This is a genomic window from Actinomadura formosensis (assembly GCF_050948385.1).
GTDB lineage: Bacteria > Actinomycetota > Actinomycetes > Streptosporangiales > Streptosporangiaceae > Spirillospora > Spirillospora formosensis.
Genome location: NZ_CP192011.1, coordinates 4,989,415 through 5,012,057, shown reverse-complemented (window position 1 = coordinate 5,012,057; position 22,643 = coordinate 4,989,415). Strand labels below are relative to the sequence as shown.

Sequence of the window (22,643 nt, the reverse complement as noted above, 5' to 3'; positions counted from 1 at the left end):
GTTCCGTCACCGTGACGAACCTGGCAGATTGGGCACGGACGGTTTCGATTCCCCGGGTGGAGGTTCCCTTGAGCGGGCTCGCCGACTTCCAGAACTCGATCTATCTGCAGGGGCTCGGGGACGTCCTCCCGGCGCTGCCCACGGACCTGACGAAACTGGAGGGTCTCGCGGAGCGCGCCCTGTCGGCGCGGGCGTTCGGGTACGTGGCGGGGTCGGCGGGCAGCGAGGCGACCGCGCGGGCCAACCGGGAGGCGTTCGGCCGGTGGCGGATCGTGCCGCGCATGCTGCGGGACGTCGCCGAACGTGACCTGTCGTCGGACGTGCTCGGAACCGCGATGCCGTCCCCCGTCCTGCTCGCGCCCATCGGCGTCCAGTCGATCTTCCACCCGGACGGTGAGCTGGCCGTCGCGCGGGCGGCGGCGGCCGAGGGAGTGCCGATGGTGCTGAGCACGGCGTCGTCGTACTCCATGGAGGACGTGGCCGAGGCGAGTGGGGACGGGCCCCGCTGGTATCAGCTGTACTGGCCCAAGGACAGGGAACTCGCCATCAGCTTCCTGGAACGTGCTAAGGCGACGGGGTACACGGCCCTTGTCGTCACGCTCGACACGTTCACACTGGCCTGGCGCCCACGCGACCTGGATCAGGCATACCTGCCGTTCTTGCGCGGGATCGGTGTCGCGAACTACTTCAGCGATCCGGTCTTCCGGAAGGCCGTGGGCGGGGAGATCACCGACGCCAACCGGGACACCGCGATCCTGCACTGGGTCGCCAACTTCGGGAACCCGAGCCTGACCTGGGACGACCTCATCTTCCTGCGCGACCACTGGGACGGGCCCATCGCGCTCAAGGGCATCCAGCATCCCGACGACGCGCGCCAGGCCGTGGACGCCGGCATGGACGCGGTCATCGTCTCCAACCATGGCGGACGCCAGGTGGACGGGGCCATCGCCTCACTGGACGCCTTGCCGGGTGTCGTCGAGGCCGTCCGCGACCAGGCGACCGTCCTGTTCGACAGTGGTATCCGGACGGGGGCGGACATCGCGAAGGCGCTCGCGCTCGGAGCCAAGGCCGTCCTGGTCGCGCGACCGTATGCGTATGGGCTGGCGCTCGCCGGCCAGGCGGGTGTTCAGCATGTTCTGCGCTGTCTCCAGGCCGAACTGGAGTTGACCATGGCGCTTTCCGGGATCAGGACTCCGGACGAGCTGACTCAGGAGATCCTTGCGCGCGCTTAGGCCGCGCGATCATTTCCGGGGCGGCGGCCCCGCGGCCACGTCGTGATTGCCGGTGCTTCCCGGGTAGGGAGATCGGCATGCGCTGGCCCGATCACGCCATCTGGTGGCACGCCTACCCGCTCGGTTTCGTCGGCGCCGAACGTGAGGCCCTCCCCGAAGGCACACCCCCGACCCCCAGACTGACAAGGCTCACCGCCTGGCTCGACCACCTCATCGGACTGGGCTGCAACGGGCTCGCGCTCGGCCCGGTGTTCGCGTCCGAGACTCATGGCTACGACACCATCGACCACTACCGCATCGACCCAAGGCTCGGCAGCGAGAACGACCTGCAACGGCTCATCGACGAGGCGTCCCAGAAGGGCGTCAGGATCCTGTTCGACGGCGTCTTCAACCACGTCGGACGCGACTTCGCACCGTTCAAAGACGTTTCCGCCAAGGGTGACGCCTCCCCGTACCGGAAGTGGTTCCATCCGGATCTGCGCACCTTCGAAGGCCATGCCCACCTCGTCACGCTGAACCACGCCGAACCGGAGGTCGCCGACTACGTCACCGAGGTCATGACCCACTGGCTGGAGCGCGGTGTAGACGGCTGGCGTCTTGATGCCGCTTACGCCGTCCCCCCGGAGTTCTGGCGGACGGTCATAGACCGTGTCCGCGTGCGCTTCCCCGACGCCTGGTTCGTCGGCGAGGTCATCCACGGCGACTACACGGGCCTTGTGGAACGGACCGGATTCGACTCCGTCACCCAGTACGAGCTCTGGAAGGCCATCTGGAGCTCCCTCAACGACCGCAACTTCTTCGAACTGGCCCACGCCCTCGACCGCCACAACGGGATGCTCGACACGTTCGCTCCGCAGACCTTCCTCGGCAACCACGACGTGACCCGGATCGCCAGCCGCCTGAACGAGCACCGGCATGAAGAGCATGCGCTCGTGATCCTGCTGACCGTCGGTGGTGTCCCGTCCATCTACGCCGGCGACGAGTTCGGTTTCGAGGGGATCAAGGAAGAGCGCGCAGGCGGGGACGACGCCATCCGGCCGGTCTTCCCGCAACGCCCCGGTGAGACACCCGGCTACGCCGCCCCCTACCACCGCCTGCACCAAGACCTGATCGGTTTGAGACGACGCCACCCCTGGCTCGTCCGCGCCCAGACCGTGGTGGCGACCTTGACCAACACGGCTCTCTCCTACACAGTGGGGCACGGCACAGAGCGGCTCGCGGTCGTCCTCAACCTGGACGACGAGCCCGCCACCGCAGAACTGCCCGCCGCGGACTGGACGTGTGCAGCCGGTGAAGCGCGCTTCACCCCTGACAGAGCCACCGTTCCCCCGGGGGGATGGGCGATCGCCGAAGCATGACATTCGTCATGGGTCGTCCGGGCATTCCTCATGATCGCTTCCTGACGCCTGTGACTGCACGCCCGCACCGTCCCCCGGCAGCATGGATGTCATGAAGGCACCCGTGATCGAGGTACGCGACCTGGACCTGAACGAGGCCGTGCGGAACGTCTCGTTCACCGTGGCCGAGGGCGAGGTCTACGCACTCCTGGGCTGCTATGGGTCCGGAAAGACCACTCTCCTGGAAATGCTGGCCGGCCTACGCCGACCCGCAAGCGGAACCGTCCGGCTAAAGGGCGCAGACCCCTACACCGACCGCGACTCCGCGCGCGCTGGGGCCGTGTGGTGTGACGGTGGCCTGTTCCCAGGGCTGACCGTCACCGAGGTCATCGACACATGGCGACGTTGGACACTCGACCCGCTCACGCGTGACGAGGCACTGCGCCTGGCCCGCCTCACAGACGCCGCAGACGTCCCCTTCGAGCGGCTGACCCCCGGGCAGCGGCGCATGCTCGACGTGGCGCTGGCCCTGGTCGGACGCTCCGACGTGCTCTTCCTCGACGAGCCCACCGCCGGGCTCGATGCCGCCGCCGCCCGCGAGGTGTGGTCCGTCCTGCTGACGCTGGCCGCGCACGGGGTCAGCGCGGTGGTCACGACCCGTGACCCCGGCGAGGCGTGCCGCGCCGACCGCGTCGGCGTACTGGACGAGGGACGCCTGGTCACCGGCCGGGACGCCACCCGGCTCCGCGCCGCCTGACCGGCGGCGCGTCCCGTGCCGGCCGCATACGCTGGGCGCGTGCAGCCCAGGATCCCGCGCCCCACCGCCATCGCCGCGATCATCGTGGGGATGACGGTGCTGACGCTGGCGGGGCTCCTGCTGCCGGCGCTCTGGTACGAGATCGTCAACCGCAGGGAGACGGGGCACCTGCTCCTCGCCCTCACCGGCGTCGGCACCGTGTTCGCCCTCTACACCCGGCTGCTGTGGCAGAACCTGATGCGCCGCACCGCGCCCGTCCACCGGCTCGGGCTGGCCGCGATCGCGCTGATCTGCTGGGCGATGCCGGCGCTGCTCGGCACCGGTCCGGGCTGGGGGAACGCGCTGCTCGTCCCGGCCGGGCTGATCGCCGTCGTCCTCCCGGTCCGCCAGTCGGTCACCGTGGCGGCGGCGGCGACCGTGCTGACCCCCGTCTACGGGGTGCTGCTCGGGCTTCCCGCCCTGGCCGTCCTGTACGAGGCGACGGGCGTGCCGCTCGGCGCCTTCTCCGGATATGTCACGGTCTGGCTGTTCCATGTCGTCCAGGAACTGCGGGAGGCGCGCGCCGAGCTGGCCCGGTCCGCGGTGCGGGAGGAGCGGCTCCGCTTCGCCCGCGACCTGCACGACGTCCTCGGCCACAGCCTCCAGGCGGTCGCGCTGCGCGCCGAGGTCGCCGAACGCTTCGTGGAACGCGACGACGGGCGCGTCCGCAAGGAGCTGACCGAGATCCAGGCGATGGCGCGGGACGCCGTCCGGGACGTGCGCGAGGTCGTCCGCGGCTACCGCGCCACGTCCCTGCGCACCGAACTGGACGGAATGACCGCCGTGCTGCGCGCCGCCGGAATCCGCTGCGAACGTCCCGAGGTGTCGCCGTCGCTGCCCGCGCACGTCCACGAGCCGCTCGGCTGGGTCGCCCGCGAGGCGGCGACCAACGTCCTGCGGCACTCCAGTGCCACCTGGTGTGAGATCACGGTCCGGGCCAGCCGGGACCGTGTCGAGATGGAGATCGTCAACGACGGTGCCGCGCGCCGCGCCGCCGGGGACGCCGGCAGCGGCCTGGCCGGTCTCGCCGAGCGGATCACCACGGCGGGCGGCGCGTTCACCGCGGGACCGGCCGGCGACGGGACGTTCCGGGTGACGGCCGCCGTCCCCGCGAGGCCCCCCGGGAAGGGAGAGGCATGATCCGCGTGCTGCTGGCCGACGACCACCTTCTGATCAGGGAGGCGCTCGTCCTGCTGCTGGAGACCGAGGACGGCATCGAGGTCGCCGCCGACGTCGGGCGCGGGGACGAGGCCGTCGACCGCGCCCTCGCCCTCAAACCCGACGTCGCCGTCCTCGACATCGACATGCCCGGCCTCGACGGGCTCGCCGCCGCCGAACGCCTCTCCCGCGACCTGCCCGGCTGCCGCCTGGTGATCGTGACCGCGCACGGGCGGCCCGGCAACCTGCGCCGCGCCATGGCCGCCGGCGTCCGCGGCTTCCTCGGCAAGGACGCGCCCGGCAGCCGGCTCGCCGAGGTCATCCGGCAGGTCGCCGCCGGCGCCCGCTACATCGACCCGCAGCTCGCCGCCGACGCCCTCGCCGCCGAGGAATGCCCCCTCACCCCGCGCGAGCTGGACGCCCTGCGTGCCGCCGCCGGCGGCGCCCCGGTCTCCCGCATCGCCCGCGACCTCGGCCTGTCGGAGGGCACCGTCCGCAACTACCTGTCCGCCGCCGTCACCAAACTCGGCGCCGACAACCGCCACGCCGCCGCCCGGACCGCCCGCGACCTGGGCTGGCTCTAGCGGCGGGCCAGCACGAGGGCGCCTCGTCTGGTCACCGGGAGCGGTGTGCGGAGCCGGGTGGCGGCCTCGGCGGCCTGCGGGCGGGGCACGCGGCGGGCGATCAGGTAGTCGCGGACGGCGGCGTGGTCGGGGAGCGTGATCAGCGGGGCGTCCCAGCGTTCCACCTCGACCTCCCCGAACACCTCGCAGACGCGGGCGGGGGCGTCCTCGGCGTCGAACGCGGTCGGTTCGGGCCGCCACACGGGCGACAGCTCGGGGCTGTCGGTCCGGCACACCGCGGAGACCAGCAGCAGTCCGCCGGGCGCGAGGACGCGGCGGGCCTCGTGGAGCGCCCGCCCGGGATCGTCCAGGTGGCAGAGCATGTTCACGGCCACGACGGCGTCGAACGATGCATCCCGGAACGGCAGGCGGAGCGCGTCGGCACGGACGCGCGGACCCGGATGGGCGCGCAGCGGCTCGGCGGACGTGTCCAGCCCCACCAGGCGGGGCGGCGGCGGGTGGGGGAGGGCGGCGCCGAGGGCGCCCTCCCCGCAGCCGATGTCCAGGACCAGGGACGCGCCCGCGTTCAGCAGCTTCGAGGCGACGTGGTCGTGCAGGCTCCGCGCCCCGATCAGGTATTTCCTGGTGACCCTTCCGGCGAGGCGGAAACGCTCCGGTCCGGAGTCACGGTCGGGTGTGAGGGCCATGCCCTAGGCATGCCCGGTGAGCCGCCCGGAAAAGCGCCGTCAGGCGGCGGCGCCGCCGTCGATGACGAGGTCGTGACCCACCACGTGGGTCGAAGTGTCCGACGCCAGCCACAGGACGGTCGACGCGACTTCGGAGGTGTCCGCCACGCGGCCGGCTGGGATGGCCGTACGCATCCTGACGGCGCGGTCGGTTTCGCTCTCGCCCGGTAGGAGCGACATGGGTGTGTCGCTGGCCCCGGGGCTGACCGCATTGATACGGATGCCGTCGGCGATGTGGTCGAGCGCGGCCGTCCTGGTGAGGATGCTGACCCCCGCCTTGGACGCCGCGTACGCCGCCATCCCGGGTCGCCGGTTGTGCGCCCCGATGTTGGACGCGACGTTGACGATCGTCCCGCCGCCGTGGGTCCGCATATGGGCGATCTCGTACTTCATGGACAGGAACACGCCGGTCAGGTTCACCGCCAGGACGGCGTCCCAGGCTCCGGTGTCGATGTCGGCGACCGGCCCGACGGCGTCGAGGACTCCGGCGTTGTTGACCGCGACGTGGAGGCCGCCATGGCGTCCGGCCACCGTCTCGACCATCTGGGCGGCGGACGAGGGATCGGTCACGTCGGCGACCACGTGATCGGCCCTGCCGGGGCCGATCTCCTTGACGGCCTCGGTCAGCGCGGTCACATCGCGTCCGGCGAGGACCACCGTGGCGCCCTCGCGGGCGAAGGCGTGCGCGGTGGCGCGGCCGATGCCGCCCGCGCCGCCGGTGATGAGGACGATCTTGCCATCGAACATCATGAGCTGACTCCAGGATACTAGATCGATCGTTCTTGAATGGGGGCGGGAAAAACCCCGGCCCGCTCGGTGGCCGGGGAAGGCGGTCAGGCGAGGAGGGACAGCGCCTCGCGCGCCGCGTCCCGGAGGCGCTCCTCGCCTGCGGGGGCGCGGCCGAGGACCCGCATCCCCTGGAGCAGGACGAGGAGGAACCGGGCCAGCGCCCGGGGATCCTTCTCCGGCGGCAGCTCGCCCTGGGCCCGGGCGCGCATCAGCGCCGAGGTCAGCGACGCCTCGAGGAAGCTCCAGCTCGACTCCACCAGCCGGGCCGCCTCGGCGTCGCGCGCGGCCAGCTCGACCGCCGTGTTGACCACCAGGCACCCGCGTCGCCGCCGGTCGCCCGCCGACTCCTCGGCATAGCGCTCGATCAGCGCGCGCACCGCCGGCAGGACGGGCCCCGGCCGCGACAGCGTCTCGGCGAGGCTCGGGTCGGCGGTCCGCAGGTAGCGTTCCAGTGCCTTCAGATACAGGTCGTGCTTACCGCCGAACGTGGCGTAGATGCTCGCGCGGGCGATGCCGAGACGCTCCACGAGATCGGCCATGGACGTCGCCTCGTATCCGCGTTCCCAGAACAGCTCCAGGGCGCGCTGCAAGACGGCGTCGGGGTCGAACTCCTTCGTCCGTGCCATGGGCAGGACGGTAACCCGTTCAAGAACGAACGGTCAAATATCAGCCTTCCGCGCGTGCGGGCACGGCCGGGCGGCTCAGATCCAGGACGTCCAGCACCGATCCGTCGGCGGCGAGCGCCTCGACGACCGGGCCCTGGCGGGCGCCCCACACCACGACGACGTGCCCGTGCGCCGGGACGTCCAGGATCCGCTTGCCGACCCGCACCCGCGCCACCTCCGCCGAGGCCCGCAGGCGCGCCTCGTTCACGAACTTGGCGCCCCACGGCAGCAGCCGGTTGGAGTTGCGGACCGTCCGGCCCGACCCGTACTTCAGCAGGTGGCGTCCCATCTCACCGAGTGAGCGGCGCGCGAGCGGCTCGTCGGGCGCCGACCCGCCGCCGCCGCCCAGTTCCCGCCACTCACCGTCGCGGCGGTGGAACGTCCAACCCTCGATGTACCCGGAGGCTTCGCCCCACTGGTGCAGGAATGTGACGACGGCGACATCGCCGTCCATATCGAGACCGAGCGGAAGGAAGTCCCGTCCTTCCTCGAAGGCGGCGGGAGGGGGGACGGGAAGGCCGTCCCGGAGGAGCCGCATGCACTCCTCGTGCACCTCGTAGTCGTTCATGTTCGGGACCTCTGGATCGTGCAGGCCTGGATGGTGCAGGCAGGGCGAAGGGCCCTCCCAGCAGAGGGCCCCCACGTGGCACTCACTCTAGAGGTCCGGCTCGTCTGGTTTCACCCGTCTGGAGTACTCCTGTCAATGCTTTGCCATCCGCTGTTCACCGCATCGTGGATCACCACTGCACCTTGTGTGAACGCCCGGCCGGCGAGGACCGCGCAGAGAGCCGCGAGCGGCAGTTCCACACCGGCCGCGAGTGCGATCGCCGCGGTCCGGCCCGGCCCCGGCGTGGCGGTCGTCACGTCGAACCACGCGTCCACGATCAGCAGCGTCCCGGTGACGGCGGCGCCCAGGCCGTACCGGCGGTCGCCGCGGACGTACAGCACGCCCGTCCCGAGCAGCGCGGCGGCCTCCATCGCGTCCAGCCCGACCCAGGCGGTCGACCAGTTCGCCACCACCGCGCTGGACGGCATCGTGGCCGCGAGCATCCACATCCAGGGCACCAGCGCCGCCGCGCCCCCGATCATCCCCCACCCCAGCCACCTGTTCCCGCCGGCCCGGACGAGCCGGGGACCGCCCGCGAGCCGGTTCACGGTGCGGGGACGAGAGGCGAGCGGCGCGGTGGCGGCGACCATGGGGGGCTCCCTGCTGAAGGTGATCGGTGCCCTTCAAGCCTCGCCGCCGGCTCGGCCGCGGTCGGTAACCCGCATATCCGAGTTGGGGTGGCACTAGGTTCACCCCTCGTTCTGCAGCCTGGTTCATGGTGGCGGGCGAACCGCACCAATACGGTTGCCCCCATGGCATCCATCTCCGCGGCCGACCGTGCCCGCGTGCACGCTCCGTGGTCGGCGGTGGCGTGGCGCGACACCGTCTTCGTCGCCTCCGGGGTGCCGCTGCAGGTCACCGGATGGCTGCTCCTGGGCTCGGTCTGGACGGCCTGGACACCCGCGGACGTCACACCGATCCTCATCCTGGCCGGCGCGTCGACCGTTCTGCTGCTGCTCGCGCTGCGCCCGCTGACGGCCTGGCAGCGGGAGCGGTGCTGGGCCGTGCTCGGCCTGCACATCCCCCGCGTGCCGGACCTCGATGACGGGGGCCCGTGGGACGCGCTCCGCAACCTCCGCTCGCCCGTGCTCTGGCGGATCATCCGGTACCACCTGCTCGCCGGGCCGTGCCTGGCGGCCGGCGGGCTGGCCGTGATCTTCGCGTGGGCCGCGGGGTTCGTCCTTGCCGCCGCGCCCCTGTACGCGTGGGCGCTGCCCCACGTCGGCCTGTTCGGCAATCCGGTGAAGTCCGGCGCGCTCACCGGGACCGGCGTCCTGCTGCTGGCGGGCGCGCCGTGGCTGGCGGCGGGCGTCCGCCGGCTGGACGCGCGCGCCGCCGTCGCGCTCCTCGGCCCCGACCGCGCGCTGGAGCTGGAACGGCGCGTGGAGGACCTCGCCGAGCAGCGCGCCAGCGTCGTGGACGCCGCCGACATCGAGCGCCGCCGCATCGAGCGGGACCTGCACGACGGCGCCCAGCAGCGGCTCGTGTCGCTCGCGATGAACCTCGGACTGGCCCGCGAGACGCTGACCGGCGTCCCGGCGGAGGCCATGCGGGTGATCATCGAGGCGCATGAGGAGGCCAAGGAGGCGCTGACCGAGCTGCGCGACCTGATCCGCGGCCTGCACCCGGCCGTGCTGGAGGACCGGGGGCTGGACGCGGCGCTGTCCGGCGTCGCGGCCCGGGTGCCGCTGCCGGTCCGGCTGCGGGTCGAGGCCGAGCCGCGCGCCTCGTCCACCATCGAGGCCGTCGCGTACTTCGTCGTCTCCGAAGCCCTGACCAACGTCGTGAAGCACGCGAAGGCCAACGAGGTGGACATCGCCGTGGTGCGCCGGGGCGAGGTGCTGGGCGTCACCGTCCGCGACGACGGGCGGGGCGGCGCCGACCCGTCCGGCGGGACGGGCCTGACCGGGCTCGCCCGCCGCGTCCGGTCCGTGGACGGCACGTTCCGCATCACCAGCCCCGCCGGGGGACCGACCACCGTCACCGTGGAGTTGCCGTGCGCGTTGTGATCGCCGAGGACTCGGTCCTGCTGCGGGCCGGGCTGATCAAGGTGCTGGAGACCTCCGGCTTCGAGGTCGCGGCGGCCGTCGGGGAGGCCGACGGGCTGCTCGCCGCGGTCCGCGCGCACCGCCCGGACGCCGCGATCGTGGACGTCCGGATGCCGCCCGGCTTCACCGACGAGGGCGTCCGCGCGGCGCTCGTCATGCGGCACGAGGCGCCGGACGTGGCCGTCCTGCTGCTGTCGCAGTACGTCGAGGAGCGGTACGCCGCGGACCTGCTGTCGACCCGCACCCGCGGCATCGGCTACCTGCTCAAGGACCGGGTCGCGGACGTCTCGGCGTTCCTCGACGCGCTGCGCCGGGTCGCCTCCGGCGGCACGGCGCTCGACCCGGAGGTCGTCTCGCAGTTGCTGCTGCGCCGCCACCGCGGCCCGCTCGACCGGCTCACCCCGCGCGAGAAGGAGGTCCTCGCCCTGATGGCCGAGGGACGCTCCAACGCGGGCATCGCCGCCGCGCTGGTGGTGAGCGAGAGCGCGGTCGCCAAGCACATCAACGGCATCTTCGCCAAGCTCGACCTCCCGCACGCCGAGGGCGACCACCGCCGCGTCCTCGCGGTCCTGCGCTTCCTGGGCGGTGAGACGTGACCGCCGGTGCCGCGCGGCGGCCCCGGCGGCGTGGCGTCTGGATCGCGCTGGCGATCGGGACCGCGCTGGTCGTGGTGGTGCCCGTCCTGCTGATGGCGTTCGGGCGGGCCGTCCGGCAGACGTCGGCGTCCGTCACGCCCTACCACCATGCGATCAGGGAACTGCGGCTCGACATGGGCGCCGCGGCCGTCTCCGTCAGCCCCGGACCTGACGGGCAGGCGCGCGTCTACAAGGATCTCCGGTGGGCGCTGAGCAAGCCCCGCGTGACCGAATCGCTGGTGGGCGACACCCTGTTCGTCACGGTCCGCTGCTCGGGGACGGGCGTGATCGGCGGCTGCGGTGCCGACCTCGCCGTCCGGGTGCCGGTGGGCACCCGGGTGTCGGCGGTGGCCGGGTCGGGCGAGATCAACGTCCGGGGGCTGGCCGGCGACCTCGATCTGCGGACCGGGTCGGGCGTGATCGGCGTCGCCGGCGCGCGCGGCCGGCTGCGGCTGCTGGCCGGGTCCGGCGCGATCACCGCGACCGGGCTGACCTCGCCGCAGACGCGGGCGCGGATCAGGTCCGGGTCCCTCGACCTTCGCTACGCCGAGCCCCCGGACTCGGTGGAGGCGGCGGCCGGATCGGGCACCACGAGGATCATCGTCCCACCGGGCTCGCACTACCGCGTGCGGAACTGGACGGGCGCCGGCACCGCCCACATCAACCCGGCCGTCGTCGACGACCGCGCCCCCGGTCAGATCACCGTCCACAGCGGTTCCGGCGACAGCTACGTCGACTACCGCGACGACTAGCGCGGCGGGCCGCACGCCGTCACCGTCCCGCTCGTCGTGACACGCCGGGCACCGTCCGGGTTTTCCGGCCCGGCAGGCGCCGTCCGGGCGGAAACCGCCGCGGTTTGTCCGCCGGTCCTGATAGGACATGTGCCGACGAACTCGCATAAGGGGATCCATGGGCGTTTATCAGCACCTTGAGGAATATGCCGGCCTTCCGGTGGCCACGTTCAACGAGGACACCCGGCCGGACGAGGTGGACGGCGGCACCGGCGATCCCGTCACCGGGGAGGACTTCCCGTCCGCCGGGGAGGCCGCCTGGTTCGTCGGGACGTCCTTCGACGAGGAGGACTTCGCCGGCGTCTTCGCCCGCTTCCTGCAGACGATCGACACCACCGAGATCACGGCGCTGATCATCGGCTACTGGGGCGCCTCCTACGACAGCGGCGCCGCCGACCCGGTGGCGCTGCTCACCGAGTCGGCCGCGTCCTTCCCCAGGCTCAGGGCGCTGTTCCTCGGCGACATCACCGGCGAGGAGTCGGAGATCTCCTGGATCGAGCACTCCGACATCACGCCCCTGTTCACCGCGTTCCCCGACCTGGAGCGGTTCGACGTGCGGGGCGCGCAGGGCCTCGTCCTCGACCCGATCAGGAGCGACAGGCTCAAGGTGCTGCGGTTCGAGTCGGGCGGGCTGCCGGCGCCGGTCGTGCGGGCCGTGGGGGCCAGCGACCTGCCGAACCTGGAACATCTCGACCTGTGGCTCGGCGAGGACAACTACGGCGGTGACGCGACGGTCGCCGACCTCGCCCCGCTCCTCAGCGGCGAGCGGCTGCCCGCGCTGCGCCACCTCGGCCTGGAGGACAGCGAGATCCAGGACGAGATCGCGGCGGCGGTCGCGGGCGCGCCCGTCGTGGCGCGGCTGGAGTCGCTCAGCCTGGCGATGGGCATCCTCACCGACCAGGGCGCCGAGGCGCTGCTCGCCGGGCAGCCGCTCACCCACCTGCGCGAACTGGACCTGCACCACCACTTCCTGTCCGACGCCATGGTCGAGCGGGTGCGGGCGGCGCTGCCCGGAGTCGAGGTCGACCTGGACGAGCAGGAGAAACCGGACGGCGACTGGCACTACATCGCGGTATCTGAATGATCCGGGAACGGCTTTCGACGTTCGCCGGGCTCCCCGTCCACACCTTCGACGGGGACCCCGAGGGCGGTCCGCGGCCCGCCGAGGACGAGGTGGCCTGGGGCATCTACCACCGCATCCAGGACAACGGCGCGTGGGGAGCCGAGGTCCCCGAGAACTTCGAGCTGTTCCTCCGGACGGTCGACACCGCGCGGGTCACCCACCTCGTCATCGGCTTCTGGGGGTTCGACACCGAGGAGTTCGACCCGGTCGGGCGGCTGGTCGAGGCCGCCGGCCGGTTCCCGGACCTGCGCGCGGTGTTCCTCGGCGACATCCGCGACTGGGATCTGCACATCTCCTGGATCAGGCACTCCGACGTCTCGCCGCTGTTCGCGGCGTTCCCGGGTCTGGAGCACGTCGGAATCCGCGGCGGGGACGGCCTGCGGCTCGAACCGATGCGCGCCCCGCGGCTGCGGACGCTGCGGTTCGAGGCGGCCCGGCTGCCGGAGGAGGTCGTGGGAGCGGTGGCCGCCAGCGATCTGCCGGGGTTGGAGCGCCTGGACATGTGGCTCGGCCAGTACCTGATGGACGCCCCGCCTCTCGACGAGCTCGCGGGGATCTGGACGGGTGAGCGGCTGCCCGCGCTGCGGCGCCTCGGGCTGGAGAACGCCGACTGCGCGGACGAGATCGCCGAGGCCCTGGCCGGCGCGCCCGTCGTGGCGCGGCTGGAGTCGCTGAGCCTGGCGATGGGCACGCTCACCGACCGGGGCGCGGAGGCGCTCCTTTCCGGGCAGCCCCTGACGCACTTGAAGGAACTCGACCTGCACCATCACTTCCTGAGCGAGGAGATGACCGCCCGGGTGCGGGCCGGGACGCCCGGCGTCCAGGTGAACCTCGACGAGGGGCAGGGGCCGCCGCGCCGGTCGCGAGGACGGTTCGACATCACCACCTACATCGCGGTGGCCGAATGAGCCTCGTCGTGGTCGGCGCGCCCGGCGACCGCCGCCCCGCGCTGTTCGCGGCGGCGTGCCGGGCGGCCGGGCTGCCCGAGCCCCGGCTGATCGCCTGGACGGACGTGCTGCGCGGCGCCCCGCTCGCGCTGGAGGCGGGCGATCTGGTGCGCGTCGACTCGCCGGGCGGGGACCCCGAGACCGATGTGCTGCTGCGCGGCCCCGGTGAACCGGCGCGGGTCGGCGGCGGGGCGCGCTGGTACCGGACGTTCACGGCGGCGCTGCGGCGGCTCTCCGCGGCGGTGTCGCAGGCCGGCGCCCGGCTCCTCGGCGACGTCGAGGAGATCGCGGTCATGTTCGACAAGCGGCTGGCACACGCGCGTCTCCTGGCCGCGGGGGTTCCCGTCCCGGTCGCGCTGCCCGGGGTCGACGGCTATACGGCGCTTCGCTCGCGGATGGACGAGACGGGGGAGCGGCGGGTGTTCGTCAAGCCCGCGCACGGCTCGTCCGCGTCCGGCGTCGTCGCGTTGCAGACGGCGCCGGGCCGGGTGAGGGCCGTGACCTCGGCGTTCATGGCGGGGGACCGGCTGGTGAACGCGCTGCGCGTCCGCTCCTACGCGTCCGAGGAGGAGGTCGCCGCGCTGATCGGCCTGCTCGCCCCGGACGGCCTGCACGTGGAGCGGTGGCTGCCCAAGGCGACCCTGGACGGGCGCGTGTTCGACCTGCGCGTCGTCGTCATCGGCGGTGAACCCACGCACGCGGTCGCCCGGACGAGCCGGACCCCGATGACCAACCTTCATCTGGGCGGCGCCAGGGGAGACCTCGGGGCGGTGCAGCGCGCGCTCGGGGAGGACGGGTGGCGCCGGGCGCTCGACGTGTGCGCGCGGGCCGCCTCCTGTTTCCCCGGCAGCCTGATGGTCGGCGTCGACCTGCTGGTGGGCGCGGGGCTGAAACGGTTCGCGGTGTGCGAGGTGAACGCGTTCGGTGACCTGCTGCCGGGGCTGACCGGCCTGCCGGGCGGGCCCGCCGAAGGGATCGACACCTATGCCGCCCAGGTCAGAGCGTCGTTGCCGGGAATTCGATGTACGACATGAACGACATCATCGGCAGTCATGATCTGCTGCTGGTGACTCTCGACACGCTGCGTTATGACGTTGCCGCCGAACTGGCCGCTTCTGGCGAGACCCCCACTCTCGCCGGCCTGCTCCCGGGGGGCCGCTGGGAGCGCCGCCACACGCCGGGCAGTTTCACCTATGCCGCGCATGCGGCGATGCTGGCCGGGTTCATGCCGACCCCCGCGTCCCCTGGGCCGCACCCACGTCTCTTCGCCGGAACGTTCCCGGGCAGCGAATCCACCGCGTCCCATACGTGGACGTTCGACGCCGCCGACCTGCCGTCCGGACTCGCCGCCGCCGGCTACCACACCGTCTGCGTGGGCGGTGTCGGGTTCTTCAACAAGCTGACGCCGCTCGGGTCCGCGCTTCCGTCGCTGTTCGCCGAGAGCCACTGGGAACGCCGCTTCGGCGTGACCGACCCGGAGTCGCTGCCCAACCAGATCGACCGCATCGCCGAGATCATGGGCCGGCTGCCTGCCGACCGCCGCCTGTTCCTGCTGCTGAACGTCGCGTCCTTGCACCAGCCCAACTGGTTCTACCTGCCCGGCGCCACCCGCTTGGACGGGGACACGCGCGCCAGCCACGCCGCCGCCCTCCACCATGTCGACGCCCACATCGGCCGGCTTTTCGCGTTGATGCGCCGCCCCTGCTTCGTCATCGTCTGCTCCGACCACGGGACGGCCTATGGAGAGGACGGCCACACCGGGCACCGCATCGGCCACGAGGTCGTCTGGACAGTTCCGTACGGGGAGTTCGTTCTGCCGTGAAGCCCTACCAGGGATACGTGTACGCGTACCCGCACAAGACCGCCTACCGTCCGCTGCACCCATCGCCGGCACTGCGCGATGTATGGGCCGGGGAATCACTGCACGCGCTCTTCCTCTACCTCCACGTGCCCTTCTGCGAGATGCGGTGCGGCTTCTGCAACCTCTTCACCCGCACTGGCGCGCCCGAAGAGCTGACCGCGGCCTACCTCGGCGCGCTCGACCGGCAGGCCACCGCCGTGCTGGACGTCCTGGGGGACGCGTCGTTCGCCACGGCGGCGTTCGGCGGCGGCACCCCGACCTACCTCACCGCGTCCGAACTGGAACGCCTCTGTGACATCGCCGGGCGGTTCCGCGGCTTCGGCTCGGGTCCGCTCGGCGTGGAGACGTCCCCGGCCACCGCCACCACCGACCGGCTGACCGTCCTCGCCGAACGCGGCGCCACCCGGATCTCCATCGGCGTGCAGAGCTTCCTGGACGACGAGGCCCGCGCTGCCGTCCGGCCCCAGAAACGCAGCGAAGTGGAGGCCGCGCTAGACCGCATCAGGGCCGTGGGCTTCCCGACCCTCAACATCGACCTCATCTACGGCATCGACGGCCAGACACCCGCGACGTGGATGCACTCCCTGAATGCCGCTCTCACGTGGCGCCCAGAGGAGATCTACCTGTACCCCCTCTACGTCCGTCCGCTGACCGGGCTGGCACGCCGTGCCCAAGACTGGGACGACCAGCGCCTCACCCTCTACGGGATCGGCCGCGACCATCTCCTGGCCGAAGGCTACGAGCAGGTGTCGATGCGGATGTTCCGGCTGCCCACAGGCACCTCCGGCGGAACGGAGTACTGCTGCCAGACCGACGGCATGGTCGGCCTCGGATGCGGAGCACGTTCCTACACCTCCCGCCTGCACTACTCGTTCGAGTACGCGGTCGGCACCGGGCAGGTGCGCTCCCTCATCGACTCCTACGTGCGGGAGGACGACTTCACGACCGCCCGCGTGGGCTTCACCCTGGACGACGACGAACAACGCCGCCGCCATCTCCTCCAGTCACTCCTGCAAGCACGCGGTCTCGACCGGGGCTCGTACCGCGCGCGCTTCGGCACCGACCCGCTGGACGACTTCTCCGCCGACCTCACATCGATCGCCGACCGCGGATGGCTGGAAGCCTCCGGCGGCACCCTGCGGCTGACACCGGAAGGGCTCGCCTACTCCGACGCCATCGGCCCCGCCCTCTTCTCGTCCCGCGTCCAGAAGCTCATGGACGCCTATGAGGCGCGCTGATGGACCACCTGACGATCCTCTACCGGGGCCCGCTCGCCAGTTGCGACTACGACTGCCCGTACTGCCCCTTCGCCAAGCGCCGCGACACACCGGCCCAGCTCCGCGACGACCGCGCCGCACTGGAACGCTTCACGGAATGGGCCGCCGCCTACGGCCACCCCCTCTCTGTCCTGTTCACCCCCTGGGGCGAGGGCCTGGTGCGCTCCTGGTACAGGCACGCGCTCACGGCCTTGAGCCACCTCCCGCACGTCGAACGGGTGGCGATCCAGACGAACCTCAGCCACCGCGTCTCCTGGACGGCGGGCGCGGACCTGACCCGGCTCGCGCTGTGGGCGACCTACCATCCCGGCCAAGTCCCCTACGGACGCTTCCTGGGCAAATGCCGCGACCTGGCGGAGCGCGGCGTCCGCCACAGCGTCGGCATCGTCGGGCAGCCCGACCACCTCGACGCCGCCCGCCGCCTGCGCGCCGACCTGCCCACCGGCACGTACCTGTGGGTCAACGCCGCCGAAGGCCGCACCTACACCGACGCCGAGGCCGCCGCCTGGACCGGCATCGACCCGCTGTTCCCGCTCAGCCGCCGCCCGCACGCCAGCCGCGGCCTCCCCTGCCGGACGGGCGAAACGGTCGTCTCGGTCGACGGTGACGGCACCGTCCGCCGCTGCCACTTCGTCCCGTCCGTGCTGGGAAACCTCTACGACGGCTCCTTCCGCGCCGCACTCAGGCCCCGCCCATGCCCCCTGGACACCTGCGACTGCCACATCGGCTACGTCCACCTGGAACCGCTGGGCCTCTACGACACGTTCGCGGGCGGGGTCCTGGAACGAATTCCGGCCCTCCTGGACCGGCCCTGACGCGCCCGCCGGCTCAGGTCTGCCTTTCGGGGCGGTAGTCGGCCTCGTCCACACCGAACGTCCAGGCGACGCCCGCGCGCGCCGTGCGGGTGTCGGGCGGGACGCGCAGATAGTAGGTCCGGTACGTCCCATCGGGTTCGGGCGTGGAATTGACCACCTCCACCATGACCACGGGCTCGTCACCGGGGAGGTCGATGGACCACAGGACGCCCGTCTCGTCCCGGTGCAGGGGACGCGCGCCCGTCTCGGCCAGGTAGCGGTCGTAGCCGAAGATCTCCAGCATCACCCGGCGCAGCTCGGCGTTCTCCTCGGCCGAGATGCGGTCGGGTGTCAGGCCGGTCAGGGACGCGACGAAGTCGCGTGGGATCGGCATACCGCGCCAGGCGTGCAGGGCGAACCCGTCCGGGTAGGCGAGGGCGGGACCGTCGCCGCGGTGCAGCCGGCCTGGCTCGTCCCGATACAGCTCACTGGGACGCTCCGACAGGACCACCAGCCGTTCGTAGGGCCACCACCAGCCCGCCGAACGGGCGGCCTCCGCGAGACCGGTGAGCGGGCCGTCCAGCCGTCCGAGCGACTCGAACAGCGCCAGCCAGGGCGCGTCATGCTGGCCCAGGACGGCGTCGAGGGTGGCGGCCCGCAGCAGGGACCCGGCCCGCTCCTCCCGTGCGGACGGCCGCCGGTTGCCGGCCGCGGAGGAACGGCCGTGCGCCTGCTCCCCGATGGCGGCGCGAACCCGGGTGACCAGTGACTGGACCTGGTCCCAGAGCAGGCCCCCCGTCCCGGCCCATGTGCGCGGCCACTGCTCCGGCCCCTGTTCGGAGCAGGCCGCCGCACGTTCCGCCTCCCAGGGACGGGTCCGCACCCGCGCGAGAACGCTCTCGCCCGCCCGGCCCTCGCCCAGGTCGGCGCGGGCCTGCTCAAGCAGGCCGTCCAGGCCGGCCGCCTCCAGGGCGTCGCCGTGCCCCGCGAGGACGGCCGCCATGACGGCGCCGCGCGCGGGGGAGGGCACCCACACGTACCGCTCGGGGACCTCCAGCCCGGCCGAGGTGTAGGCCGCGGCCACGCCCGCCTCGGCCCGCGCACGGTCGGCGGGGCCGGTGCCGAACGCCGCCGACTGCCAGTCGCCGACCACGTAGTGGGGTTCGCGTACCGTTCCGGTGAGCATCCCGCCCCCTCAGTCGGCCACGACGCGGACGGCGCCGGGCACGTACTCGCGCTGGCGGATCACCCGGTACCACCCCTTGGGCAGGGTGATCGCCGCGTGCTCCTCGTGCACCAGCCGCCCGCCGGACGGCAGATGCAGATGGTCCGGGGCGAGCGGATCCGGGACGCGCAGCAGCGAGCCGGGCGCGGACAGCGCGTGCGCGTGCCCGGTGGCCTCTCCGAGGGCCAGCACCATGCGCCCCCGGCCGTCGCGCGGAGCCGGCGGCAGCTCGCGGACGGACTGCGGGACCGCCTCCTCGGGCACGGGCAGGATCAGGATGTCTCCCTGTCGGTACATGCGGCGAACGTAACGTCCGCCACCGACAGAACGAGCGCGGTGGACCGGGGTCAGAAGCCGCGGGTGCGGTGGGCCGCCGGACGGGCCCACCGTCCGGAGGCGCCGAGCCCGACCCGCTGGAACGCCCGGATGAACTCACCGCCGAGGTTCACCCCGGCGCCCAGGGCGAGCGCCACGGAAATCGCCCCGATGAGACTCAGCACCCCCGCGTTCGGTGAACCCGTGTTGAGTTCGACCATCCCCCGGTACAGCGCCGTCCCAGGCAGAAGAGGGCCGATCGCCGGGACCACGTACGGCATGACAGGTTGCCGGTGCCGGCGGGCCAGCCAGTTCGCCAGCGTACCGACCACGGTGGCGGCCACCGCCGCCGCCAGCACGGGTGGAACGTGCCAGACCCGCGCGAGGACGTAGAGCACCCAGATCAGCGCCCCGCCCAGGGCCGCGGCGGTCAGGACCGCCCTGGGCGCGGCCAGCGAGATCGCGAAGGTCAGCGAGATGACGGCGGCCGCCATGATCGCGACGGGTCTCAGCTCCGCCGCCGGCGTGGGCAGATGCTTGACGTCGATCGGCACGTCCAGGTTGACCGCGGCGTAGACGACCACGCCCAGCCCGGCGACGATCGCGGCGATCAGGAAGAAGACCTCCAGTAGCCGCGCCCCCGCGCTGATCAGGTCGCCGGTGATGCCGTCCTGGATGCTGGCGACCAGCGGACGCCCCGGCAGCAGCGCCAGGATCGCCCCCGTGACGACCGTCGCGGCATGTCCCGGATTGCCCATCGCCACCACCAGGGCCGCCGCGGCGGCGCCGATCGCGGCGGCCAGCGTCAGCTGGAAGAACTCCGCGATCCCGCGCCGCGCCAGTGCGGCGGCGGTGCGGTCGCCGAGCAGGGTGGCGATGAACGCCGTGGTCGCCACGAGCGGTCCGCCGCCGGCCAGCACACTGCCCGACGCGGCGATGAGCCCCAGCGACACCACCATCAGCCAAGCCGGATAGGGGGCGCGCCCCTGTTTGATCTCTGCGAGCTTCTTGTGGGCCTCGTCCAGCTCCAGCATGCCGATGGACGCGTCCTGGACGAGCTGATGCAGCGCGGTGAGCCGCCAGTAGGCCGGAGTCCGCCGCCGGATGGCCCGGCTCCCCGTCACGGGCGCCGCACCCTTCCCCGGGTGGGCCGAGACGAGAAGGCTCGTCAGCGTGACCTGAACCTCACACCGAGGGATTTCATAGGCCACGGCCAGGCTGAGCATGGCCTCGTTCACGCGCTCGGTGGTCTCGCCGCTGGCCAGCAGCAGTTCACCGACGCGCAGCACCAGGTCGAGCGCCCGGGGATCGACGATCTCGCCGGGCTCCTCCTCGGGCGGTTCCGGAGGTGCCCCGTCCATCAGGACCTGCCATGTCCGCCGCAAGCGTTCGGCCGTGCGCATTCCCCCGCCCGTGCCCCTTCCCGCCTCGTCACCGATCTTGAATGGCAGGCTACCCAGGGGTCCGGCCCCGCGAATCCGCGGCTTCCCACCCGCCTTTCCACAGAACACCATTCAGGTGCGGCGTCTTCCATGCCGCTGGTACCAAGGACGCATGAGCACTCTCCGGGACGATGCCGAGCGCTGCCTGCGCGCCCTCGCCGGCGACCACGCGCGGCTCCGCGACGACCAGTGGACGGCGATCAGCGCGCTCGTCGTCGAACGCCGCCGCGCCCTGGTCGTGCAGCGCACGGGCTGGGGCAAGTCCGCCGTCTACTTCGTGGCGACCCGGCTGCTCCGCGAGCGCGGCGCCGGCCCCACCGTGATCGTCTCGCCGCTGCTGGCGCTGATGCGCAACCAGATCGAGGCCGCCGTGCGCGCCGGCATCCACGCCCGCACGATCAACTCCTCCAACACCGGCGACTGGGAGCAGATCTTCGCCGAGGTCGAGGCAGGCGAGGTGGACGTCCTGCTGGTGAGCCCCGAACGGCTCAACAACCCCGACTTCCGCGACCTCGTCCTGCCCAGGCTCGCCGCCGGCGCCGGGCTGGTCGTCGTCGACGAGGCGCACTGCATCTCCGACTGGGGCCACGACTTCCGCCCCGACTACCGGCGGCTGCGCACCCTGCTGGCCGAGCTGCCGCCGGGCGTCCCGGTGCTCGCCACCACCGCGACCGCCAACGCCCGCGTCACCCAGGACGTCGCCGAGCAGCTCGCCGGCGACGACGCCCTCGTCCTGCGCGGCCCGCTCGAACGCGAGTCGCTGCGCCTCGCCGTCGCCACGCTGCCCACCGCCGAGCAGCGCATCGCCTGGCTGGGGGAGCGCCTCGCCGACCTGCCGGGCTCCGGCATCATCTACACGCTCACCGTCGCCGCCGCCCACGAGATCACCGGCTACCTGCGCGACCGGGGCCACGAGGTCGCCGCCTACTCCGGTCAGACCGAGCAGGCCGAGCGACTCCAGGCCGAACAGGACCTCCAGGACAACAAGCTCAAGGCGCTCGTCGCCACCAGCGCCCTCGGCATGGGCTTCGACAAACCCGATCTCGGTTTCATCGTCCATGTCGGCGCCCCGCAGTCGCCGGTGGCCTACTACCAGCAGATCGGACGGGCCGGCCGCGGTGTCGACCGCGCCGAGGTCATCCTGCTCCCCGGCCGGGAGGACCGTGACATCTGGGCCTACTTCGCCGGTCTGGCGTTCCCGCCGGAACCCCTCGTCCGCAGCACCCTCGACGTGCTGGAAACGGCCGGCCGCCCGCTCTCCACGAGCGCGCTCGAACCGATGGTGGACCTCAACCGGGCCCGTCTGGAGATGATGCTCAAGGTCCTGGACGTGGACGGCGCGGTCCGCCGCGTCAAGGGCGGCTGGACGTCCACCGGCGAACCCTGGGTCTACGACCGCGAACGCTATGAGCGCGTCACCGCCGAACGCCGCCGTGAACAGCGGGCCATGCTCGACTACATATCGGCGGCCACCTGCCGGGAGGAGTATCTCCGCCGCCAGCTCGACGACCCGGCCGCCGCCCCCTGCGGCCGCTGCGACAACTGCACGGGCCGCCACTGGCCCACCGACGTCACCGGGGAGAGCGCGGCGCAGGCCCGCGACCGCCTGCACCGCCCCGGCGTCGACATCGCGCCCCGCCGCATGTGGCCCACCGGCGTCAAGGACGACCTGGGCGTCTCCGGTCGCATCGATCTCCAGGCCGAGACCGGCCGGGCCCTCGGCCGCCTCACCGACATCGGCTGGGGCAACCGCCTCCGCGACCTGTTCGCGTCCGCCGACACCGACGTCCCCGCCGACCTGGTGGACGCCGTCGTGAAGGTCCTCGCCGCCTGGGACTGGCCCGCCCGCCCCACCGGCGTCATCACCGTCGGTTCCCGCTCCCGTCCCCGCCTGGTCACGACCTTCGGCCGCCGCATAGCCGAAATAGGCCGCCTCCCGTACCTGGGTGAGCTGACCCCCGTGGGCGATCCCGTCCCCCGCCGTCACAACAGCGCCCAACGCCTCCGCTCCGTCTGGCACGCCCTCGCCGTCCCCGAAGACCTGGTCGCCGCCCTCCCGGGCGCCCCGGGCCCCGTCCTCCTGGTGGACGACCGGGTGGAGACCGGCTGGACCATGACGGCGGCCACCCGCCTCCTGAAGCAGGCGGGCGCCGGAACGGTCCTCCCGCTGACCCTGGCGACCCCCAACTAGCCCGGCCCCCGGCCGGGCTCGTCCGGACGAACCGGCCGGGGGCGATCGTGTGCCGCCCGCGCGCCCCCGCGGGCGCGGGCGGAACGATCTGACCGGCTCGT

General features: G+C 72.6%; 23 protein-coding genes. 15 read left to right on the top strand and 8 right to left on the bottom strand.

What is annotated here, in order from left to right:
* Positions 1-68 precede the first annotated feature (68 nt).
* From ACQP1N_RS23680 to ACQP1N_RS23660, 5 genes are all read left to right on the top strand, one after another.
* Positions 69-1,232: a lactate 2-monooxygenase gene (locus tag ACQP1N_RS23680; protein ID WP_433226692.1), complete on the top strand. Its 1,164-nt coding sequence runs from the start codon at positions 69-71 to the stop codon at positions 1,230-1,232.
* Between the two features lie 77 nt (positions 1,233-1,309).
* Entirely contained in the window at positions 1,310-2,590 is a 1,281-nt protein-coding gene (locus ACQP1N_RS23675) for an alpha-amylase family glycosyl hydrolase (protein ID WP_084262945.1), read from the top strand.
* Positions 2,591-2,681: 91 nt separating this feature from the next.
* Positions 2,682-3,326, top strand: a complete 645-nt coding sequence (locus tag ACQP1N_RS23670; protein ID WP_433226689.1) for an ABC transporter ATP-binding protein — start codon at positions 2,682-2,684, stop codon at positions 3,324-3,326.
* A 39-nt stretch (positions 3,327-3,365) separates the two neighbouring features.
* Positions 3,366-4,505: a sensor histidine kinase gene (locus ACQP1N_RS23665; RefSeq protein ID WP_433226687.1), complete on the top strand. Its 1,140-nt coding sequence runs from the start codon at positions 3,366-3,368 to the stop codon at positions 4,503-4,505.
* A complete protein-coding gene (locus ACQP1N_RS23660) occupies positions 4,502-5,107 on the top strand; it encodes a response regulator transcription factor (RefSeq protein WP_067798597.1) in 606 nt (201 codons plus the stop codon). The genes ACQP1N_RS23665 and ACQP1N_RS23660 overlap by 4 nt, the downstream gene beginning before the upstream one ends.
* Here ACQP1N_RS23660 and ACQP1N_RS23655 read toward each other — a convergent pair.
* From ACQP1N_RS23655 to ACQP1N_RS23635, 5 genes are all read right to left on the bottom strand, one after another.
* A complete protein-coding gene (locus ACQP1N_RS23655) occupies positions 5,104-5,793 on the bottom strand; it encodes a class I SAM-dependent methyltransferase (protein ID WP_067798600.1) in 690 nt (229 codons plus the stop codon). The genes ACQP1N_RS23660 and ACQP1N_RS23655 overlap by 4 nt on opposite strands.
* Positions 5,794-5,832: 39 nt before the next feature.
* Positions 5,833-6,582: an SDR family NAD(P)-dependent oxidoreductase gene (locus ACQP1N_RS23650; RefSeq protein WP_433226685.1), complete on the bottom strand. Its 750-nt coding sequence runs from the start codon at positions 6,580-6,582 to the stop codon at positions 5,833-5,835.
* Between the two features lie 83 nt (positions 6,583-6,665).
* A complete protein-coding gene (locus ACQP1N_RS23645) occupies positions 6,666-7,247 on the bottom strand; it encodes a TetR/AcrR family transcriptional regulator (RefSeq protein WP_067798606.1) in 582 nt (193 codons plus the stop codon).
* A gap of 40 nt (positions 7,248-7,287) precedes the next feature.
* A complete protein-coding gene (locus tag ACQP1N_RS23640) occupies positions 7,288-7,854 on the bottom strand; it encodes a hypothetical protein (protein ID WP_084262947.1) in 567 nt (188 codons plus the stop codon).
* 110 nt (positions 7,855-7,964) lie between these two features.
* A complete protein-coding gene (locus ACQP1N_RS23635; protein WP_174548856.1) occupies positions 7,965-8,483 on the bottom strand; it encodes a hypothetical protein in 519 nt (172 codons plus the stop codon).
* A 162-nt stretch (positions 8,484-8,645) separates the two neighbouring features.
* Between ACQP1N_RS23635 and ACQP1N_RS23630 the strand changes: the two genes are divergently transcribed.
* From ACQP1N_RS23630 to ACQP1N_RS23590, 9 genes are all read left to right on the top strand, one after another.
* The gene (locus ACQP1N_RS23630) at positions 8,646-9,902 is read left to right on the top strand and encodes a histidine kinase (RefSeq protein WP_433226682.1); all 1,257 of its coding nucleotides are present in this window, start codon (positions 8,646-8,648) and stop codon (positions 9,900-9,902) included.
* Positions 9,890-10,537, top strand: a complete 648-nt coding sequence (locus ACQP1N_RS23625; protein WP_433226680.1) for a response regulator — start codon at positions 9,890-9,892, stop codon at positions 10,535-10,537. The genes ACQP1N_RS23630 and ACQP1N_RS23625 overlap by 13 nt, the downstream gene beginning before the upstream one ends.
* Positions 10,534-11,328, top strand: a complete 795-nt coding sequence (locus tag ACQP1N_RS23620) for a hypothetical protein (RefSeq protein WP_067798615.1) — start codon at positions 10,534-10,536, stop codon at positions 11,326-11,328. Before ACQP1N_RS23625 ends, ACQP1N_RS23620 begins: the two co-directional genes overlap by 4 nt.
* Before the next feature lie 157 nt (positions 11,329-11,485).
* Positions 11,486-12,451 carry an STM4015 family protein gene (locus ACQP1N_RS23615; protein ID WP_067798618.1) on the top strand — a complete coding sequence of 322 codons (966 nt, stop codon included), beginning with the start codon at positions 11,486-11,488 and terminating at the stop codon, positions 12,449-12,451.
* Complete coding sequence (locus ACQP1N_RS23610) at positions 12,448-13,398, top strand: STM4015 family protein (protein ID WP_433226677.1); 951 nt, start codon at positions 12,448-12,450, stop codon at positions 13,396-13,398. Before ACQP1N_RS23615 ends, ACQP1N_RS23610 begins: the two co-directional genes overlap by 4 nt.
* A complete protein-coding gene (locus tag ACQP1N_RS23605; protein ID WP_433226675.1) occupies positions 13,395-14,471 on the top strand; it encodes an STM4014 family protein in 1,077 nt (358 codons plus the stop codon). The genes ACQP1N_RS23610 and ACQP1N_RS23605 overlap by 4 nt, the downstream gene beginning before the upstream one ends.
* Positions 14,459-15,259: an STM4013/SEN3800 family hydrolase gene (locus tag ACQP1N_RS23600; protein ID WP_433226673.1), complete on the top strand. Its 801-nt coding sequence runs from the start codon at positions 14,459-14,461 to the stop codon at positions 15,257-15,259. Before ACQP1N_RS23605 ends, ACQP1N_RS23600 begins: the two co-directional genes overlap by 13 nt.
* Positions 15,256-16,536, top strand: a complete 1,281-nt coding sequence (locus ACQP1N_RS23595) for an STM4012 family radical SAM protein (RefSeq protein WP_433226671.1) — start codon at positions 15,256-15,258, stop codon at positions 16,534-16,536. Before ACQP1N_RS23600 ends, ACQP1N_RS23595 begins: the two co-directional genes overlap by 4 nt.
* Positions 16,536-17,390, top strand: coding sequence for an STM4011 family radical SAM protein (locus ACQP1N_RS23590; RefSeq protein ID WP_433226669.1), 855 nt, complete (start codon positions 16,536-16,538; stop codon positions 17,388-17,390). The genes ACQP1N_RS23595 and ACQP1N_RS23590 overlap by 1 nt, the downstream gene beginning before the upstream one ends.
* Before the next feature lie 13 nt (positions 17,391-17,403).
* Here ACQP1N_RS23590 and ACQP1N_RS23585 read toward each other — a convergent pair whose 3' ends face one another.
* From ACQP1N_RS23585 to ACQP1N_RS23575, 3 genes are read right to left on the bottom strand one after another with little or no spacing between them, the layout of a single operon-like run.
* Positions 17,404-18,555, bottom strand: a complete 1,152-nt coding sequence (locus ACQP1N_RS23585; protein WP_067798633.1) for a DUF6745 domain-containing protein — start codon at positions 18,553-18,555, stop codon at positions 17,404-17,406.
* 9 nt (positions 18,556-18,564) lie between these two features.
* The gene (locus ACQP1N_RS23580) at positions 18,565-18,891 is read right to left on the bottom strand and encodes a hypothetical protein (protein WP_433226667.1); all 327 of its coding nucleotides are present in this window, start codon (positions 18,889-18,891) and stop codon (positions 18,565-18,567) included.
* 50 nt (positions 18,892-18,941) lie between these two features.
* A complete protein-coding gene (locus ACQP1N_RS23575) occupies positions 18,942-20,270 on the bottom strand; it encodes a threonine/serine ThrE exporter family protein (protein WP_067798656.1) in 1,329 nt (442 codons plus the stop codon).
* Positions 20,271-20,463: 193 nt separating this feature from the next.
* On the opposite strand from ACQP1N_RS23575, the gene ACQP1N_RS23570 reads away from it, so the two are divergent.
* Positions 20,464-22,542 (top strand): RecQ family ATP-dependent DNA helicase, encoded by a 2,079-nt coding sequence (locus tag ACQP1N_RS23570; protein ID WP_067798639.1) that lies wholly within the window; start codon positions 20,464-20,466, stop codon positions 22,540-22,542.
* Positions 22,543-22,643 lie beyond the last annotated feature (101 nt).

What these genes read in the sequence shown, in the direction of transcription:
- ACQP1N_RS23585 (WP_067798633.1), bottom strand. Translation starts at nt 18,555, where the DNA reads ATGCTCACCGGAACGGTACGCGAACCCCACTACGTGGTCGGCGACTGG.
- ACQP1N_RS23610 (WP_433226677.1), top strand. Translation starts at nt 12,448, where the DNA reads ATGATCCGGGAACGGCTTTCGACGTTCGCCGGGCTCCCCGTCCACACC.
- ACQP1N_RS23670 (WP_433226689.1), top strand. Translation starts at nt 2,682, where the DNA reads ATGAAGGCACCCGTGATCGAGGTACGCGACCTGGACCTGAACGAGGCC.
- ACQP1N_RS23615 (WP_067798618.1), top strand. Translation starts at nt 11,486, where the DNA reads ATGGGCGTTTATCAGCACCTTGAGGAATATGCCGGCCTTCCGGTGGCC.
- ACQP1N_RS23600 (WP_433226673.1), top strand. Translation starts at nt 14,459, where the DNA reads ATGTACGACATGAACGACATCATCGGCAGTCATGATCTGCTGCTGGTG.
- ACQP1N_RS23630 (WP_433226682.1), top strand. Translation starts at nt 8,646, where the DNA reads ATGGCATCCATCTCCGCGGCCGACCGTGCCCGCGTGCACGCTCCGTGG.
- ACQP1N_RS23580 (WP_433226667.1), bottom strand. Translation starts at nt 18,891, where the DNA reads ATGTACCGACAGGGAGACATCCTGATCCTGCCCGTGCCCGAGGAGGCG.
- ACQP1N_RS23590 (WP_433226669.1), top strand. Translation starts at nt 16,536, where the DNA reads ATGGACCACCTGACGATCCTCTACCGGGGCCCGCTCGCCAGTTGCGAC.
- ACQP1N_RS23635 (WP_174548856.1), bottom strand. Translation starts at nt 8,483, where the DNA reads ATGGTCGCCGCCACCGCGCCGCTCGCCTCTCGTCCCCGCACCGTGAAC.
- ACQP1N_RS23605 (WP_433226675.1), top strand. Translation starts at nt 13,395, where the DNA reads ATGAGCCTCGTCGTGGTCGGCGCGCCCGGCGACCGCCGCCCCGCGCTG.
- ACQP1N_RS23660 (WP_067798597.1), top strand. Translation starts at nt 4,502, where the DNA reads ATGATCCGCGTGCTGCTGGCCGACGACCACCTTCTGATCAGGGAGGCG.
- ACQP1N_RS23570 (WP_067798639.1), top strand. Translation starts at nt 20,464, where the DNA reads ATGAGCACTCTCCGGGACGATGCCGAGCGCTGCCTGCGCGCCCTCGCC.
- ACQP1N_RS23575 (WP_067798656.1), bottom strand. Translation starts at nt 20,270, where the DNA reads ATGGACGGGGCACCTCCGGAACCGCCCGAGGAGGAGCCCGGCGAGATC.
- ACQP1N_RS23675 (WP_084262945.1), top strand. Translation starts at nt 1,310, where the DNA reads ATGCGCTGGCCCGATCACGCCATCTGGTGGCACGCCTACCCGCTCGGT.
- ACQP1N_RS23640 (WP_084262947.1), bottom strand. Translation starts at nt 7,854, where the DNA reads ATGAACGACTACGAGGTGCACGAGGAGTGCATGCGGCTCCTCCGGGAC.
- ACQP1N_RS23650 (WP_433226685.1), bottom strand. Translation starts at nt 6,582, where the DNA reads ATGATGTTCGATGGCAAGATCGTCCTCATCACCGGCGGCGCGGGCGGC.
- ACQP1N_RS23655 (WP_067798600.1), bottom strand. Translation starts at nt 5,793, where the DNA reads ATGGCCCTCACACCCGACCGTGACTCCGGACCGGAGCGTTTCCGCCTC.
- ACQP1N_RS23645 (WP_067798606.1), bottom strand. Translation starts at nt 7,247, where the DNA reads ATGGCACGGACGAAGGAGTTCGACCCCGACGCCGTCTTGCAGCGCGCC.